Raw genomic sequence first — 13,775 nt, forward strand, 5'->3', positions numbered from 1 at the left:
AGCAGCCACCCGCCACTGAAGGAACGTGACGCCCCATGGACGACACCACGCAGTACAGAATTGCCACCGCTGAAGATGCATTGATCGTTTGCGAACTGGGCCAGATTCTCAACGCCGTCCACCACGCAGCCCGACCCGACATCTACACCGCCACCACCGAGGACTTCGCCCGTGACCTGCCGCACTGGATGAACTACTTCGACAAACCGGGTCAGGTTGTCTTCATTGCACACGTCGGTCAGCAGCCCGCAGGCTTCATCGCTGCCAGCTTCTCAGCCAGCAACAGCCCACTGATGCAACCCATGAACATCGTGCGCATCGGATCGGTGTGCGTCGCCGAGGCCTTCTGGGGCAAAGGCATCGGCCGTCAATTGATGGAGCGGGTCAAAGGCTGGGCCATCGAACACAACGCCCAGGAGTTGAGATTATCGGTCTGGCCGTTCAATGAACGCGCGGCACGGATGTATGCAGAGTTCGGGTTTGAGAGCCGCACCGTCGATATGGGCATGCGTTTGTCCCCGGCGTGATCAACGCCGTCCGTGCCACGACGTGTGCATTCTCAATGCGCACGTCGTGACGCAGCCTCGCTCATTGCACGCTGATGTACTGGAATTTCGCCTGGGCTTTTTCTACGGCACTGCGCGCCGCATCCTTCTGACCTTCACCGCCCGCGTAATAGATGCGCATGCCATTCAGATCGAGCGACTCAAACGCATTCTTGATGATGGCCACATCGAGTGACGTCCCCGCACCGATGATCAAGAAGCCGCTTTCGCCGGCAGACTTGGCGATCAGCAGTTGTTGCTTGAGCAGCGTAGCGTTGGCCCCGCCTCCCACCGCGATCGCCAGATTGTCACCGATCAGGCCGTGACTCAGGATTTTGGTCGCAGGCAAGCTGACCTTGTTCTGCCCGGCAGGAAGGGTCATGACATGGGCGTCGGCGGCTTCCCGGTAAATGGCATCGTCGCTCTTGCCGTGGGATGCACAACCGGCCAGAAGGGCCAATACAGACGCAGCAATCAGTAATTTCACGTTCTTTCCTTGTGAGTGTGGCTCCATGAACACGCAGGATAAGGGAGGCTGCCGTTGGTCAGCAATTCATTTGACTTGGTTGCCTTGAGCAACTATATAGTTGCTCAAGGCAACCATTTGAGCACCCACCATGTCCACGCCCCCTCTCATCGAACGAGCCGACATCGTCCGGCAATTCAACCGCTTCTACACCCACCAGATCGGCGTTCTGCAGGAACACCTGCTGCAAAGCGACTACTCGTTGACCGAGCTGCGCATCCTCTACGAACTGGCCTCTGGCGGCGATCTGACCAGCGCCGACCTGCGCCAGATGCTGAGCCTCGACGCGGGCTACATGAGCCGTATCATCAGCGGCTTCGACAAAAAAGGCCTGATCCAGAAAGTCCCCTCTGCCACCGACGCCCGCGCCAGCCAGTTGCACATCACCGACCTCGGCCGCGAAATACTCGCCCCGCTGGAACAAGCGTCGCGGCAGGAAGTCATCACCCTGCTCGAACGCCTGGCCGAGCCGCAGCAACTGCAATTGATCGAGTCCATGAGGCAGATCCAGACCTTGCTCGAGGGCCGCCAACAGCCGACCTACCTGTTGCGCGACCCGCAACCCGGCGACATGGGGCTGGTGGTGCAGCAACAAACCGTGATCTACACCCGCGAATATGGCTGGAACTGGGAGTTCGAAGCGCTGGTCGCCGAGATCGTCGCCAAGTACCTGCGTGAGTTCGACCCTGCCAGCGAACGCTGCTGGATAGCGGAAAAGGACGGCAAGGTGGTGGGCTCCGTGTTTGTCATCCGGCACGACGAAAGCACGGCAAAACTGCGCATGCTGTTTGTCGACGCCAGTGCTCGGGGGTTGGGGATCGGCAACCGACTGGTTGAAGAGTGTCTGCGCTTTGCCCGGGATGTCGGGTACGAAAAGATGATTTTGTGGACCACCAGCAATCTGGTAGAGGCTCGCCGTCTGTATCAGCGAGCGGGGTTTCAATTAATGGAAGAAGAGTCAATTCAGAGCTTTGGAAAAGAGCTTGTAAGTCAGACCTGGGCGATTGAGTTGTGATGCTCCACTTCCTCTGATTCGCTGTGTGCAAGTCAATCATTTGGCGTTGCCTCCCGGCGCACTCTTGGTTTTTCAAACGCCAACTGGTAGCGTGCGGCACCTCGCTGTATTGCCCGATCCCTTTCGTCATTCGTGACCTGTAAAAGGCAGACGTGCACGAGTACCGTTGCCTCACTCGAGGGCACCGATGCAGGACGCATCGGGCGATGCACAGTCATTCGCAAATGGAGTTCACAATGACGCAAAACAGCACCGTGCTGTCCGGCATCCAGCTGGATCAATTCATGGATCGTCTTGAGGTCGAGCATCAGGAACATGGTGTCGACTACCTGTTGGGCCAGCTGCGCGGCCAACCGCTCAAGACAACCTCGCTGGAATCGATCGGACGGCTACACGTGCTGTGGGTCAACGCGGGTGATGCAGACGCGGCCAGGGCGGTACTGGCCGACGACGGCCAGGCACTGATCGAAGCTACGCCTGATGATGAGCGCAACGAACTCAAGGTCAACCTGCTGATCTACCAACTGCGGCTGGACAACTACCTCAAAGATGAGCAGGGCCTGCTTCAGGCGCTCGACACCCTTCAGCAATTGACCAACGAGCCGCTGCCGTTCGATATCGAGCAGTACCGGCGCTACCGCATTTTCGAAGATCTCCAACACGCCACACTCGACGTCGCCCTGAAGACCATCGAAGTGCGTCACACCCTCGCCCTGATCAACCCCGACCGTCATGCACTGCGGGCCTGGGACGATGCCGATCAACACCAGCGACGGGCCCAGGCGCTGGCCGCCCATGAACGCGACGAAGAAGCTCGCGAAGCCGCGCTGGCGGCAATTGCCGCATTACGCACCGCTGGCGAAGATCAGGATGTCGACGGTAACGACTGGCTGTGGCTGGGCGATGCGCTCATCGAAATCGTTCCGTTGCGCCTGGCGATGTTCGAACAGCCGGTTGTGCGATTGATCGCCGAATTGTCGCTGCCCCAGCGTCGAGAATGGGAAGTGCGCCTGGCACGTCTGGCCGCCCGCTCATTGCAGGCCCAGGGCGACCTGGCCGGTGCTTTGAAAATCTGTGAAGTGGCGACCCTGAGTCTGGATTCCGGCGGCGGTGACAACTTCGTTGACTTCCATTTGCCTTGGCTGCTTGAAAACGGCCAGATCGACGACGCCGGGCAACGTGCATTCATGGAAACCTATGAAATGCGCGGCAAAATGTGGCCGGGCACGGCCTACTGGGTACAAGATCGCCTGCTCGATGCCGAGGATCAGTCAGCGTGGTGGCCGTTGTGCGTGATGCGTGCCTGTGATGATCAGAGGGTGCTGGAGCGATTCACGTCCGGCCTGCCGTGGCGGGACGAGTCGACTCCGTCCATGGGCCCGCTGCTCGATGCACTGCATGACGCGCGCGATGACCTTGAGCAAATCGACAACGTCTTCACTCTGGCCCTTGCAGAAGCCCGGCGACGCGCGCCGAATCACCCGTGGATCACTCGCCTGGTGGCGGTGCGTGAACGTCAGGCCGGGCGCATCGACGCCAACACCGAACTGACGATGCTGCGCGAGGCGGTTTCGGCCGGCGATCTGCAGGACTACCGCAGCGTCTACAGCCTGTTCAGCGCCCACGCCAATGTGTTCGGCATATCCGATGCCTTGCGCCAACCCTTGCCGCCATTGGCCAGTGGCATGTACTGCTACAATTTTGCGACTTCCCTTGAAAGCGTGGTCGAAGCGCATGTCGAGAACCTTTCAAGCGAGGAGACAGATTCGGCCTGGTGGCGGCTGCGAGAAGTACAAAAGGCTGCTTACGAACAGGGCCAGGCCCGTATGGAGCAATGCTTCGCCAACGGCCACGGGCACCGCTACGATGCCTGCGCGCACCTGTACTCGATGCTGTGCAACAACCTTGCGCTCAATTACCAATGCTACAACGACAAACTGATGGGTCTGGCCCTTGAGTTGCATAGCCGTGGCATCGCCGCCAGCCCGTTCGCCGAGCACTATCAGGGCATCCTCGACAACCGCATTCTGCTGAACGATAACCCGGGCATCGCCGAAGCCGCCGAACAACTCTGGCACTACGCAGCCGACTATGGCTACGGCCGCCACGACCCGGAAGATTACGTACAGGACGTCACCCGCGCCCTGTTTCAACTGGACCGCGAGCGCGAGATTCTGATCTGGCTGGAGCGCGTTCTCAAATGGCAGGAAGATCGCGAAATCAGCGACAAGGACCTGGAATATTCGCCACTGTTCGCACGAATGAAAATTGCCCTGTACCTGTCATACAGCCTGCCGGAGGCGGCCACTAGCCTGTTGCTACGTTACGCGCCGGTCATTGATGAACTCGCCGAACCCTCTCTGTTGGGGTGTGCCGGCGATGTATTCAAGGCACTGGGGCGCAAGGAAGAGGCCATGGCCTATTACCAGCGCTCCATTCAACGCAGTGATCCGAACAACGAAGTTGATCAGGGAAACAATGAACTGATCCGCCAGTGCATCGCCGAACTGCAGGCGCAGGCAAAACCGGCCGGCAAGGCCTGGTGGCAGATATGGAAGTGACACTGGAGCTGCGAACGTCCGGTTACGCCCCGCGCAATGCACTCAATGCCGATCAACTCAAGCGTGGCATTGCCGAGCGCAGCAAGGCCCGAGGTGATGCGCCAGAGGTGGGCAAATGGTTGCTCAACCATTTCTACCGTCATCTGGTCGGCAATTTCGAGCCTGCGCGACGAATCCTGAGCATGGGGCAGGCTATCGAGGCATTGGGAGCCGAGCCGCCATCCTGGGTAGTCAGGCATTTGAGCGAGGCCGGCAGAGATTCACTTGCACCGCTGGTGTGGATCGATCCGCAGCAGGCGCCACTGCTGGCCCAGGAGGCCTTGCTGGTGGAGTTCCTGACCTCGCGCCAGGGCACAGCGCTCGCGGGCAAGCTCGAACGCATCAACTGCCCCCAGGCGTTGTTGCTGTGGCAAAAGGAACACGCGCAGATGGCGGCGCGGGTCGAACAAGGCTGGCGCCAGAGCCAGCCCGAGGCCTTGCTTGCGCGGGTGACCACCGCTGAGCACCTATTGCAGGAACTGCGTCCCGAAAGTTCCTTGCTGCGCGCGGAAATGGCCTTTGAAAGCTACGTGATGCGCCACTGTCTGGGCCAGTTCGCCGATCGCCGCGCCTTGACTGGCGGCTACGGCGAACGCTATGCCGAAGCGGTGGAACAGCAGCGCATGCGCGTGTTCAGTTTGCGTGACAGCCAGGGCCAGCCACACATCACCATCAGCCTGATCGTCCAGGCCGACGGCACCTTGACGGTCGAGCAGGTCAAGGGTAAGCAAAACCGGCCTCCGGTCGAGCGCTATTACCAGGACCTGCTGCAGTGCCTGAATGCCCTGGGCACCGACCAGCAGACACCCGCCGACTGTATCGCCATCGGCATCGTGCGTACCGAAGCAGGCTGGCTGCGTATCGAGGAGGTCAACGACCCGACCGCCCAGACTCGCCTGGTTGCCCGATATCCGCAACTTTACGAGCGCCTCGATGCACCGTCCGCCATGGTCGAATGGCTGGTCGCCGGGCGTCAGCCGCAGCAATTCCTGCAGGCTGCCCCGAAGACGGTGTCGGTCAAGTACGCCATCCGGCATATTTTCAGCACACACATCGAGCGTCAGCCCAAAGACCCGTTGTACCTCACCGAAGGTGTGCCGTGGCCGGAAATGACCTCGCCAATGGCCGAGGAAATCCAGGCCTGGCAGGCCCGGGCAAGGTAAGGAGAGCGGCATGTTTTTGCTTATCGCAGTTGTTGTTTCAGCCTGGATGTTGTGGCGAGCATTCAGACCGCGTGGCGCCCAGTTGTTCAGCCAACGCAGGCACTGGTCGCTGCTGCTGGCCAGGCCCATGGCCGATGCGATGGACGTCGAGGGCTTCTACTCGCCGGCGTGCGATCACTTCACCGAGCAAGCGCAGACAATCGTGCGGGCAGCGCTGCTGCACCAGGCCGGGATACGCAGAGATTGCAATGACGAAGCGGTGCGGTCGCATTTCAATGCGACCCTCGAACAGCGATGGTACGGCCTCGATCTGCAGGCACTGAAGGTTGGCGATGAGCCGCGTGCGGCCATGGCCTTTGCCTGTGTGCGGGTGGCGTTTCTGGTCCGTTGTGCGCTGCTGATGCGTTGGCTCGAGCCCGACCTCGCCTGGCGTGTGCTGCTGCTCAATGCACAGCGGGCGCAGGACTGTTTCGACAGTTGGGAAGATTTCGGCAAGGCCTACCAGCTGGGGCGCGAGCAGTGGGTGGCGGCGTTTCGCGTCGATTCGCTGGGCAAGGCGTTCCATGAGCAGCACCTGCGCCAGTTGCTGACGCCCGGCAGCGGTGCCTGGGCCGATGTACTCTGGGGTACGCCAGCGGCGTTTAACCTGGTTCTGGCGAAAGCGCTTGGGTGAGCGCGTTGTGTCAGAATCGGATGGCCTGCATGGGATCGGAATCTTGTTTTTGTGTGGCGCAATACAAGCTGCCGCCCCATGCAGGTCTCTTCAATTCCCGACTTCAACAAACCGTCGGGAAGAATTACTTCCCGGGTTTCAAACGTTCGATTGCTTCGAGGAGCTGGCCGTCGAAGTACTCGGTTTCATCTCGTTCCTGGTCTTTCAGGCGGCGTTTCGCCTCGATGAGCATCTGTTCGGTGGCAATGTTCTGATTCAAAAAAGTAGCAACCATAAGATCATTCAATCTCTCCAAAGGCGTATCCCAGGCCTCCTTGCAACGCTGAATGAGTCCTGTGGGGGCATCCCCACTCCATGGACCAGCGATATCCGAGACTGCCAGGGTGGAGGTCATGAAACTGCCTTTGTGAGCAATTGAAGGTCTGATAATTTCGCACGCTCGGGAGTTGGGTGAATAGCAAAATCAAATCCCGTTTCTGGCCGCAAGCGATCATTCAAACTGAATTTAACCCATCGTATTTTTGGCCTCGGCGCCAAACCTGCCAAGCAATGCAGCCCCCTCCGAAACCCCAAGAATTCCATCGACCGCAGCGATTTTCCGGACCACGCTGTCGAGCCGAAAATCCTCATGCCCGTACACCGCCTCAGCTTCATTGTGAACGGCATAGGCAAGGTGGGCCGCGATACGAACGCTCATTGGTGCGTCCACATCACTTCCCAGGTAATCACCCAGCAACGTCTTGATCTCAAGCAATGTGAGTGCGAGCAATCGGGTTTGGTCAGTCTGCATAGAAGGCCTTCAGTAAGCACAACGTATTTGCCAGCGGGTTTCGTCAGATAACATAACCTCTCGGCCGGGCAACAAGAAAAAGGGGGTTGATATATTTTTCAAATAATCCCCCCACCCTTTTACTCCTTTCGCATCAGTCAGATGTGTTCCTGATTCACTCAGGCGAACTCGCAAGCACTGCACCCAATTCGATCAGGCGCGCCCTTCCAGAATCTCGAATGAGTTATCAAGCGGCGCGTACCCAACGGTTTTTCTGGTCTGATCAATTGAAAGCCGTTTGTAGCGGTTATCCGAGACACCATGGACAACATGGAATCCGCTCAGCTCGGCCTCGACGCATCGCTCCAGTAACGCAACGACATCCCTGAAGCTGATAAACGCGGCCACGTCCCGGGGGCTGTGGGTTTCGCCAGCGTGAAATCTGGCTACGTTTGCAATACGGACCGCGATTGTCGTCATTTGACCATCGTTTGCATGCATCGAAGCCAGCGCTTCGCCAAACGCTTTGCTGACCCCATAAAGGTTGCCTGGTTTCGGTGCCATCCCTTCATGTATCTGGACGTCTTTCGGATAACCCTCAATCGCCTGGGCACTGCTCGCGAATATGAAGCGCTTGCAGCCTTGAGCTTTTGCGGCGAACAGCATGTTGTAGGTGCCGATAATATTCACAGGCAGCAGCGAAGACGTGAAGTCGGCGTCCGGGTTCGGATCAGCAGCGAGATGGATCACGGTGTGTATGCCTTCGCAGGCTTCGAGACAACTGGCCTGATCCCTGATATCGAGAGCGAAACGTTGTGCCGAGTCCGGAAGTGTTGCTACGTCTATATCGGCCAGGCGCAAATCGGATTTATCGTCCCGCGCGGTCCAGAAAGCTCTGCCGATCTGGCCCGAAGCCCCCGTGATCAAAATTTTTGGCGTGCTCATGTCCGTATGTCCTGATGGTAAACCTCACGCTAGCCTCTCAGGCTTGAGACCGGTTCACAACGTTCAGGATGAGTGAAAAGTGTGAACGCCAAATATTGTCTATGGAGGAGAACAGGTTAGAACCCGCAAGACTGGGCAGTACCAACAAGCATCGATACACTCCCCGCTTACCACTCTATGAACGGATTCGAAATTGCGCCGGTTTTCAGTTGTTCTAATCCTCAGCGTCGTTGCATATATCGTTGTTACCTTCTTTATCACGCTGTGGCGAAGCCCTTTTAACCTCACCACCTTGATCGCTTCAGCCTACGAGGACGGCCTGGTAGTTGGGCGCAACCCTGGCAAAGCTGCCGAGTGGTATTTGAGCGCAGCAGAAAAAGGAGATCGTCTCGCGCAGTTCAAGCTCGGCCTCATTGAATATTACGGTCGAGGTGTTGAAGTTGATCGACCCAAAGGCATGCGGTTGATAAGCGAATCGGCTGAGCACGGTAACCCAGACGCCCAGTATTTCATGGGCGTTTCGAGCATTGCGGGCCTGGAAATACCGAGGGACTTTACCCAGGCCGCTACATGGTTTCGCAAGGCTGCAGAACAAGGTCATGCAAAATCTCAACGTCAACTCGCCTCCCTTTATTACAGAGGTAGTGGTGTCGAGACAGACCCTCGGCAGGCTTTCAACTGGGCCAGCAAAGCAGCCGCTCAGGGCGATAACGAGGCTCTGACATTACTGGGTAACCTCTACTTGTTTGGTCACGGCGTTTCAGCAGACCCTCAACAAGCCGTGAAACTACTTATCCAAGCGGCCACTGCCGGCGATAGCCAAGCATCCGGAATGTTGGGAGCGGCTTATTTCAACGGCGTTGGCACAGGCATTCCCAAAGATCTGCCTGCCGCATTGCATTGGTATACCCGCGCAGCCGAACAGGGTGACGCCAAGGCACAGTTCGTCCTCGGCAACCTCTACAGCAGTGGCACTGATGTGCCGGTTAACTACCCACTGGCGAATCGCTGGTTGTTGCAGGCGGCCCTTCAAGGACATGCTGTTTCGCTCGTTACCCTTGCCGTTCATCTCGATAACGGGCAAGGCTTCGAGAAGAACAAGCGCAAGGCTTGCGGGTTATTGCGTGTAGCGCTCAAACAGACGCTGCCTGACGACATGGCAGGCCCCATGCGCGTGCAGCTTGAGAATGAAGAGAAGACACTTTCCCCGGAGCAACTGACCGAGGTGCTGGCTATGGAAAAATTCTACTCAAGCCCAGCGGGCCTCAGGGAACTGCAAGGTGATCTGACAAGCGAGCAGTAAGAGGTGCCCAACGCAATCATTTTTCTGTTTTCAAGTGTTCTGGAGATACATTCAAAATGGCAGAGAGCTCACCAACCTATCAAAATAATCACATCAAACTGATGAGATTTCATATCGCATTGGCATTCGTCTATTTTTTGCTTTGCTCGCTTTCTGCTTGGTTAACCTTTATTGATAAGGACACCACCCTCTGGCTGCCTGCACTTTGTGCAGTAGCCGTTTTCGCTCACTTGCTTCTTGCATATGGAAGTAAAAACAGACTTGAACTCTCAAGAAAGGCTTCGGAGTTTGTCGGCGTATTGTTGATGCTTGGTTTTCCAGTAGGCACGTTGGTAGGGTATTTTTTCTTGCAATGCACAATATGGCGAGACCCTGAACAAAAACATTAATCGGCTATGCGAGTAGAACCCGACCCCATCAATCCCCTTCTCATTTCCCTGCTGGATCCCCCCGCCTGAAACCGCTACCGTTCCCCCATCCAGAACAGGAAACCCACGTGCCATGTCCATCGCCGACAACCTCCTCGCCTTCACTTTCGCCGCCACACTGCTGACGCTGACACCCGGTCTCGACACCGCGCTTATCCTGCGCACCGCCACCGTCGAAGGCAAGCAACAGGCCTTGCGCGCTGCGTTGGGCATCAACGCCGGTTGCCTGTTGTGGGGTGCGGCGGTGGCGTTCGGCCTCGGGGCGTTGATTGCGGTGTCGGAGCTGGCCTACAACCTGTTGAAGTACTGCGGTGCGGCGTATCTGGCGTGGCTCGGGTTGAACATGCTGCTGCGCCCTCGCCGCTCGCTGGCTCTCGCCGAAGCCAACGGCAAGCCGGGGGCCAACTGGTTTTTGAAGGGCATGCTGGGGAATGTGCTCAATCCGAAGATCGGGATTTTCTACGTGTCGTTTCTGCCGCAGTTCATTCCGCAAGGGCAGCCGCTTGTGCCCTGGACGTTCGGGCTGGTGAGCATTCATGTGGTGCTCGGGCTGATCTGGTCGCTGGTGTTGATCGGCGCGACGCAACCGCTGTCCGGTTTTCTGCGACGGGAGAAAGTGATTCGCTGGATGGATCGCACCACCGGGATGATTTTCGTGCTGTTTGCGGCGCGACTGGCCTTCAGCAAGCGCTGAGTCGCCCGAACTTACGGGGTCAAAAAACAAGAAGGGGATTTTGAATAAGTATTCAAAATCCCCCTCTTCGTTCAATCGCTGAAAGCGCGTTATTTCACAGCCATCGCTTTAACCTTGTCAGTGCACACGCTTACCAACGATTTCACCGGTAGCCGCGTCTTCCAACCATATTTCCAATCGGTTGAGACCCACATATTGCGAACGGGCGATGATCTTTTGACCGGGTTTGCCTTCGAACTCCAGATCGGCAAACAGGAACTGCAACGGCAGATTGTATTCCAGTTGAATCGTGTACTTCCCCGGGATCAGCACAGCACGCTGAGGCGAGTCATTCTTGTAATAGTAAGTGGAGAATGGAATGTTCCCCACTTTCTTGTCGTTGATTCTAATGATGTTCAGGTTTGGCTCGCCGTCCCCCCAGGAGCGCTGAGGCCTTCCGGCATAGGTATCGGTTTCGACGACGGTGTAACGGGTTTCGTCGCTCGGCTCACCGGACTGTACGTTCGAATACGCAGGCATCTCTGCACAACCCTGCAGGCACAGCAGCAGGATAAACGTCGGTATCGCAATCTTGATCATTGATAAATCTGCATTGATTGAAGATGAAAACTTGATGTCCTGGCAGTCGACCAAGTCAAAGCACGCGTTGTTTCGCCATGAAGGCCACATGCTATCACTCACCCCGAAAAAGTCACCCTCGCGGGTTGTGGATTGGCGAGCATCTGGCCTTCAGCCAGCGCCTGGGCTGGCGATAACCTGGTAAGCGTTTTACCGGCTGATGAAGACCCGAGAGCCACATGATGAACTACGATCACCCCATGAAAATCCACTTCCCCACATTCTGGTCACAGGACTCCGGCATCGATTACAGTGCCCCGGTACTCCACCTCCACGACTTATTGCCACGTGTTGGCCAAACCACATCGGCCCGTTTTGATCAACGCGAACCGATCCGCACCGGCGAAACAATTCAGGTCATTTGGTGCCCGCCGGTATCCGACCTGAATGGCTGGGATGGACAGCCTTCGGAAATTGCGCAGAGCTACCTCCTGACCGCCAAAGTCGTCGGCACTGCCCCCTCAGGCCTTTATCGATACGAACTCGAAATCCTTACCTGTGAGCGGTTTGTGAATGTATTGCGAGCGCTTGTGGAGGATTTGCAGACGCAGCAAAACTTCATACACCTGGATCGTCTGGCCTGGGATGAAGTGTCTTGGGCTGGCAGTGCTACTGTTGAGGAGTTCACCTACCTGACCGCCAGCACACCGCATGAAGCCTTCATGGAGTTGATCGTAAAAGTCATTGGGAACGAGGTCATCGGACTGTTTTCGCTGCACATCGATCCGGGCGGTGTTTTCTGCAGACTGGGCAGCAAGCGTCTGGCAGGTTCGGAACTGATAACAGTCAAACGGACGCTCGCCCTTGCCCGTCCACTGCACGACATCCTGGCCCCTTACCTTGCGTGATCCTCTCTGACAGCGTTTCCGCAGAGTTCATCAAACACGAGGCTTGCCCAATACATATGGAAATCCGTATATTCGGACAACCATATGTATTGAAGGCATTGTCATGCTCAATCCCGCCTCCGTTTTCAAATGCCTCGCCGACGAAACCCGCGCCCGGGCCACGCTGCTGATCACCCGTGAAGGTGAGCTGTGTGTCTGCGAACTGGTCTGCGCGCTGGACGACAGTCAGCCAAAGATTTCCCGCCATCTCGCGCAGTTGCGCACCTGCGGCTTGCTGCTGGATCGCCGTCAGGGCCAGTGGGTTTATTACCGGCTCAACCCTGACCTGCCAGCGTGGATCCGCACACTGCTTGAAACCACCCTGGCCGCCAACACCGCGTGGCTGGAAGAAAACAGCGCCCGGCTCGATGCCATGGGTGACCGCCCGCTCAATACATCCGCCTGCTGCTGAGGACCGAACATGCGCGTTCTATTCATGTGCACCGCCAACAGCTGCCGCAGCATTCTGTCCGAAGCGATGTTCAATCACCTGGCGCCGCAAGGTTTCGAAGCGGTCAGCGCCGGCAGTTTCCCCAAGGGCCAGGTGCTGCCGCGCAGCCTGACCACGCTGCAGGAGGCCGGCATTTCCATCGCCGGGTTGAGCAGCAAGGGCAACGACGCCTTCGAAGACAACCCGCCGGACATTGTCATCACCGTGTGCGACAAGGCTGCCGGCGAAGCCTGCCCCGTCTACTTCGGCCCGGCCTTGAAGGCCCATTGGGGGCTGGAGGATCCGTCGGAGGTGCGCGGCGATGAAGCCGCCATCAACGCAGCCTTCCACGGGACCCTAGCCCGGATCGAAACCCGCTGCCGGGCCTTCCTCGCCCTGCCCTTCGCCCAACTCGACCGCGATGCCCTCAAGCGCGAGCTCGACCGCATCAGCACGCTGTGACCGGAGCCGTCATGACCGACCTGCCTAACCTCGATCCATCACTGATTCAGAAAACCACCCGCGACGACGGCCTCCACAAGCCGCGTATTCTGCTGTTGTACGGCTCGACCCGCCCACGCTCGTTCAGCCGATTGCTGGTGGAAGAAGCCGCGCGACTGCTGGAGCACTTCGGAGCCGAGACGCGGATCTTCAACCCCTCGGGCTTGCCGCTGCCGGATGACGCGCCCGGCGACCATCCGAAAGTCCAGGAGCTGCTGGAGCTGATGCAATGGTCCGAAGGCCAGGTCTGGTGTTCGCCCGAACGGCACGGTGCGATGTCGGCGGTGTTCAAGGCGCAGATCGATTGGGTGCCGCTGGCGCTCGGTGCGGTGCGCCCGACCCAGGGCAAGACCCTGGCAGTGATGCAGGTCTGCGGTGGTTCGCAATCGTTCAACGTGGTCAATCAACTGCGCGTGCTGGGCCGCTGGATGCGCATGTTCACCATCCCCAATCAGTCGTCGGTGCCCAAGGCGTATCTGGAGTTTGACGAAGGCAATCGCATGAAGCCTTCGGCGCTGTACGACCGGGTGGTCGACGTGATGGAGGAACTGGTGAAATTCACGCTGTTGCTGCGTGATCGCCCGGACCTGGTGGATCGCTACTCGGAGCGCAAGGAGTCGGCGGAGGAACTGATGCAACGGGTCAATCAGCGCTCGATCTGAAAACCTGAATAAAAAA

17 protein-coding genes are annotated in these 13,775 nt (G+C 57.9%); 12 read left to right on the forward strand and 5 right to left on the reverse strand.

The genetic code is table 11. The features are described 5' to 3' along the window. Nucleotides 1–35 precede the first annotated feature (35 nt). On the forward strand, nucleotides 36–527 hold the full coding sequence (locus tag AC1RMX_RS27085; RefSeq protein ID WP_493073561.1) for a GNAT family N-acetyltransferase: 492 nt from the start codon (nucleotides 36–38) through the stop codon (nucleotides 525–527). Nucleotides 528–588: 61 nt separating this feature from the next. Here the strand turns inward: AC1RMX_RS27085 and AC1RMX_RS27090 are convergent, their stop codons facing one another. Further along, nucleotides 589–1,032, reverse strand: a complete 444-nt coding sequence (locus AC1RMX_RS27090; RefSeq protein WP_493073562.1) for a putative periplasmic lipoprotein — start codon at nucleotides 1,030–1,032, stop codon at nucleotides 589–591. Between the two features lie 130 nt (nucleotides 1,033–1,162). On the opposite strand from AC1RMX_RS27090, the gene AC1RMX_RS27095 reads away from it, so the two are divergent. The 4 genes from AC1RMX_RS27095 to AC1RMX_RS27110 all read left to right on the forward strand — a co-directional run bounded on the left by AC1RMX_RS27095 (nucleotide 1,163) and on the right by AC1RMX_RS27110 (nucleotide 6,522). After that, complete coding sequence (locus AC1RMX_RS27095) at nucleotides 1,163–2,086, forward strand: bifunctional helix-turn-helix transcriptional regulator/GNAT family N-acetyltransferase (protein WP_493073563.1); 924 nt, start codon at nucleotides 1,163–1,165, stop codon at nucleotides 2,084–2,086. 236 nt (nucleotides 2,087–2,322) lie between these two features. Further along, entirely contained in the window at nucleotides 2,323–4,647 is a 2,325-nt protein-coding gene (locus AC1RMX_RS27100) for a hypothetical protein (RefSeq protein ID WP_493073565.1), read from the forward strand. After that, nucleotides 4,638–5,849 carry a hypothetical protein gene (locus tag AC1RMX_RS27105; RefSeq protein WP_096821718.1) on the forward strand — a complete coding sequence of 404 codons (1,212 nt, stop codon included), beginning with the start codon at nucleotides 4,638–4,640 and terminating at the stop codon, nucleotides 5,847–5,849. The genes AC1RMX_RS27100 and AC1RMX_RS27105 overlap by 10 nt, the downstream gene beginning before the upstream one ends. Nucleotides 5,850–5,859: 10 nt before the next feature. Further along, nucleotides 5,860–6,522 carry a DUF1266 domain-containing protein gene (locus AC1RMX_RS27110; protein ID WP_493073566.1) on the forward strand — a complete coding sequence of 221 codons (663 nt, stop codon included), beginning with the start codon at nucleotides 5,860–5,862 and terminating at the stop codon, nucleotides 6,520–6,522. Between the two features lie 124 nt (nucleotides 6,523–6,646). On the opposite strand, the gene AC1RMX_RS27115 is transcribed toward AC1RMX_RS27110, so the two are convergent. The 3 genes from AC1RMX_RS27115 to AC1RMX_RS27125 all read right to left on the reverse strand — a co-directional run bounded on the left by AC1RMX_RS27115 (nucleotide 6,647) and on the right by AC1RMX_RS27125 (nucleotide 8,236). Then, nucleotides 6,647–6,916, reverse strand: a complete 270-nt coding sequence (locus AC1RMX_RS27115) for a hypothetical protein (protein ID WP_493073567.1) — start codon at nucleotides 6,914–6,916, stop codon at nucleotides 6,647–6,649. 111 nt (nucleotides 6,917–7,027) lie between these two features. Further along, a complete protein-coding gene (locus tag AC1RMX_RS27120; RefSeq protein ID WP_493073568.1) occupies nucleotides 7,028–7,312 on the reverse strand; it encodes a hypothetical protein in 285 nt (94 codons plus the stop codon). Nucleotides 7,313–7,504: 192 nt separating this feature from the next. Next, complete coding sequence (locus AC1RMX_RS27125) at nucleotides 7,505–8,236, reverse strand: NAD-dependent epimerase/dehydratase family protein (RefSeq protein ID WP_493073570.1); 732 nt, start codon at nucleotides 8,234–8,236, stop codon at nucleotides 7,505–7,507. Between the two features lie 193 nt (nucleotides 8,237–8,429). Between AC1RMX_RS27125 and AC1RMX_RS27130 the strand changes: the two genes are divergently transcribed. The 3 genes from AC1RMX_RS27130 to AC1RMX_RS27140 all read left to right on the forward strand — a co-directional run bounded on the left by AC1RMX_RS27130 (nucleotide 8,430) and on the right by AC1RMX_RS27140 (nucleotide 10,661). After that, a complete protein-coding gene (locus tag AC1RMX_RS27130; protein ID WP_493073571.1) occupies nucleotides 8,430–9,539 on the forward strand; it encodes a tetratricopeptide repeat protein in 1,110 nt (369 codons plus the stop codon). 56 nt (nucleotides 9,540–9,595) lie between these two features. Then, the gene (locus AC1RMX_RS27135) at nucleotides 9,596–9,928 is read left to right on the forward strand and encodes a hypothetical protein (protein WP_493073573.1); all 333 of its coding nucleotides are present in this window, start codon (nucleotides 9,596–9,598) and stop codon (nucleotides 9,926–9,928) included. Nucleotides 9,929–10,040: 112 nt separating this feature from the next. Beyond that, nucleotides 10,041–10,661 carry a LysE family translocator gene (locus AC1RMX_RS27140; RefSeq protein WP_493073574.1) on the forward strand — a complete coding sequence of 207 codons (621 nt, stop codon included), beginning with the start codon at nucleotides 10,041–10,043 and terminating at the stop codon, nucleotides 10,659–10,661. Between the two features lie 117 nt (nucleotides 10,662–10,778). Here AC1RMX_RS27140 and AC1RMX_RS27145 read toward each other — a convergent pair whose 3' ends face one another. Then, entirely contained in the window at nucleotides 10,779–11,240 is a 462-nt protein-coding gene (locus tag AC1RMX_RS27145; protein WP_096821712.1) for a hypothetical protein, read from the reverse strand. Between the two features lie 218 nt (nucleotides 11,241–11,458). Here AC1RMX_RS27145 and AC1RMX_RS27150 point away from each other — a divergent pair, with 218 nt between their 5' ends. The 4 genes from AC1RMX_RS27150 to arsH all read left to right on the forward strand — a co-directional run bounded on the left by AC1RMX_RS27150 (nucleotide 11,459) and on the right by arsH (nucleotide 13,759). Beyond that, on the forward strand, nucleotides 11,459–12,127 hold the full coding sequence (locus AC1RMX_RS27150; protein ID WP_493073575.1) for a hypothetical protein: 669 nt from the start codon (nucleotides 11,459–11,461) through the stop codon (nucleotides 12,125–12,127). 103 nt (nucleotides 12,128–12,230) lie between these two features. After that, nucleotides 12,231–12,578, forward strand: coding sequence for a metalloregulator ArsR/SmtB family transcription factor (locus AC1RMX_RS27155; RefSeq protein WP_096821711.1), 348 nt, complete (start codon nucleotides 12,231–12,233; stop codon nucleotides 12,576–12,578). A gap of 9 nt (nucleotides 12,579–12,587) precedes the next feature. Beyond that, the gene (locus tag AC1RMX_RS27160; RefSeq protein ID WP_102621626.1) at nucleotides 12,588–13,058 is read left to right on the forward strand and encodes an arsenate reductase ArsC; all 471 of its coding nucleotides are present in this window, start codon (nucleotides 12,588–12,590) and stop codon (nucleotides 13,056–13,058) included. A gap of 11 nt (nucleotides 13,059–13,069) precedes the next feature. Further along, nucleotides 13,070–13,759 carry an arsenical resistance protein ArsH gene (gene arsH / locus AC1RMX_RS27165; protein WP_102621627.1) on the forward strand — a complete coding sequence of 230 codons (690 nt, stop codon included), beginning with the start codon at nucleotides 13,070–13,072 and terminating at the stop codon, nucleotides 13,757–13,759. The last annotated feature ends 16 nt before the right edge of the window (nucleotides 13,760–13,775 follow it).

The sequence above is a fragment of the Pseudomonas sp. GW822-FHT03F04 genome, assembly GCF_058801405.1.

Bases quoted from the DNA above. Each gene is read 5' to 3' on its own strand.
- AC1RMX_RS27085 (WP_493073561.1), top strand. From the start codon at position 36: ATGGACGACACCACGCAGTACAGAATTGCCACCGCTGAAGATGCATTG.
- AC1RMX_RS27095 (WP_493073563.1), top strand. From the start codon at position 1,163: ATGTCCACGCCCCCTCTCATCGAACGAGCCGACATCGTCCGGCAATTC.
- AC1RMX_RS27100 (WP_493073565.1), top strand. From the start codon at position 2,323: ATGACGCAAAACAGCACCGTGCTGTCCGGCATCCAGCTGGATCAATTC.
- AC1RMX_RS27105 (WP_096821718.1), top strand. From the start codon at position 4,638: ATGGAAGTGACACTGGAGCTGCGAACGTCCGGTTACGCCCCGCGCAAT.
- AC1RMX_RS27110 (WP_493073566.1), top strand. From the start codon at position 5,860: ATGTTTTTGCTTATCGCAGTTGTTGTTTCAGCCTGGATGTTGTGGCGA.
- AC1RMX_RS27115 (WP_493073567.1), bottom strand. From the start codon at position 6,916: ATGACCTCCACCCTGGCAGTCTCGGATATCGCTGGTCCATGGAGTGGG.
- AC1RMX_RS27120 (WP_493073568.1), bottom strand. From the start codon at position 7,312: ATGCAGACTGACCAAACCCGATTGCTCGCACTCACATTGCTTGAGATC.
- AC1RMX_RS27125 (WP_493073570.1), bottom strand. From the start codon at position 8,236: ATGAGCACGCCAAAAATTTTGATCACGGGGGCTTCGGGCCAGATCGGC.
- AC1RMX_RS27135 (WP_493073573.1), top strand. From the start codon at position 9,596: ATGGCAGAGAGCTCACCAACCTATCAAAATAATCACATCAAACTGATG.
- AC1RMX_RS27140 (WP_493073574.1), top strand. From the start codon at position 10,041: ATGTCCATCGCCGACAACCTCCTCGCCTTCACTTTCGCCGCCACACTG.
- AC1RMX_RS27145 (WP_096821712.1), bottom strand. From the start codon at position 11,240: ATGATCAAGATTGCGATACCGACGTTTATCCTGCTGCTGTGCCTGCAG.
- AC1RMX_RS27150 (WP_493073575.1), top strand. From the start codon at position 11,459: ATGATGAACTACGATCACCCCATGAAAATCCACTTCCCCACATTCTGG.
- AC1RMX_RS27155 (WP_096821711.1), top strand. From the start codon at position 12,231: ATGCTCAATCCCGCCTCCGTTTTCAAATGCCTCGCCGACGAAACCCGC.
- AC1RMX_RS27160 (WP_102621626.1), top strand. From the start codon at position 12,588: ATGCGCGTTCTATTCATGTGCACCGCCAACAGCTGCCGCAGCATTCTG.
- arsH (WP_102621627.1), top strand. From the start codon at position 13,070: ATGACCGACCTGCCTAACCTCGATCCATCACTGATTCAGAAAACCACC.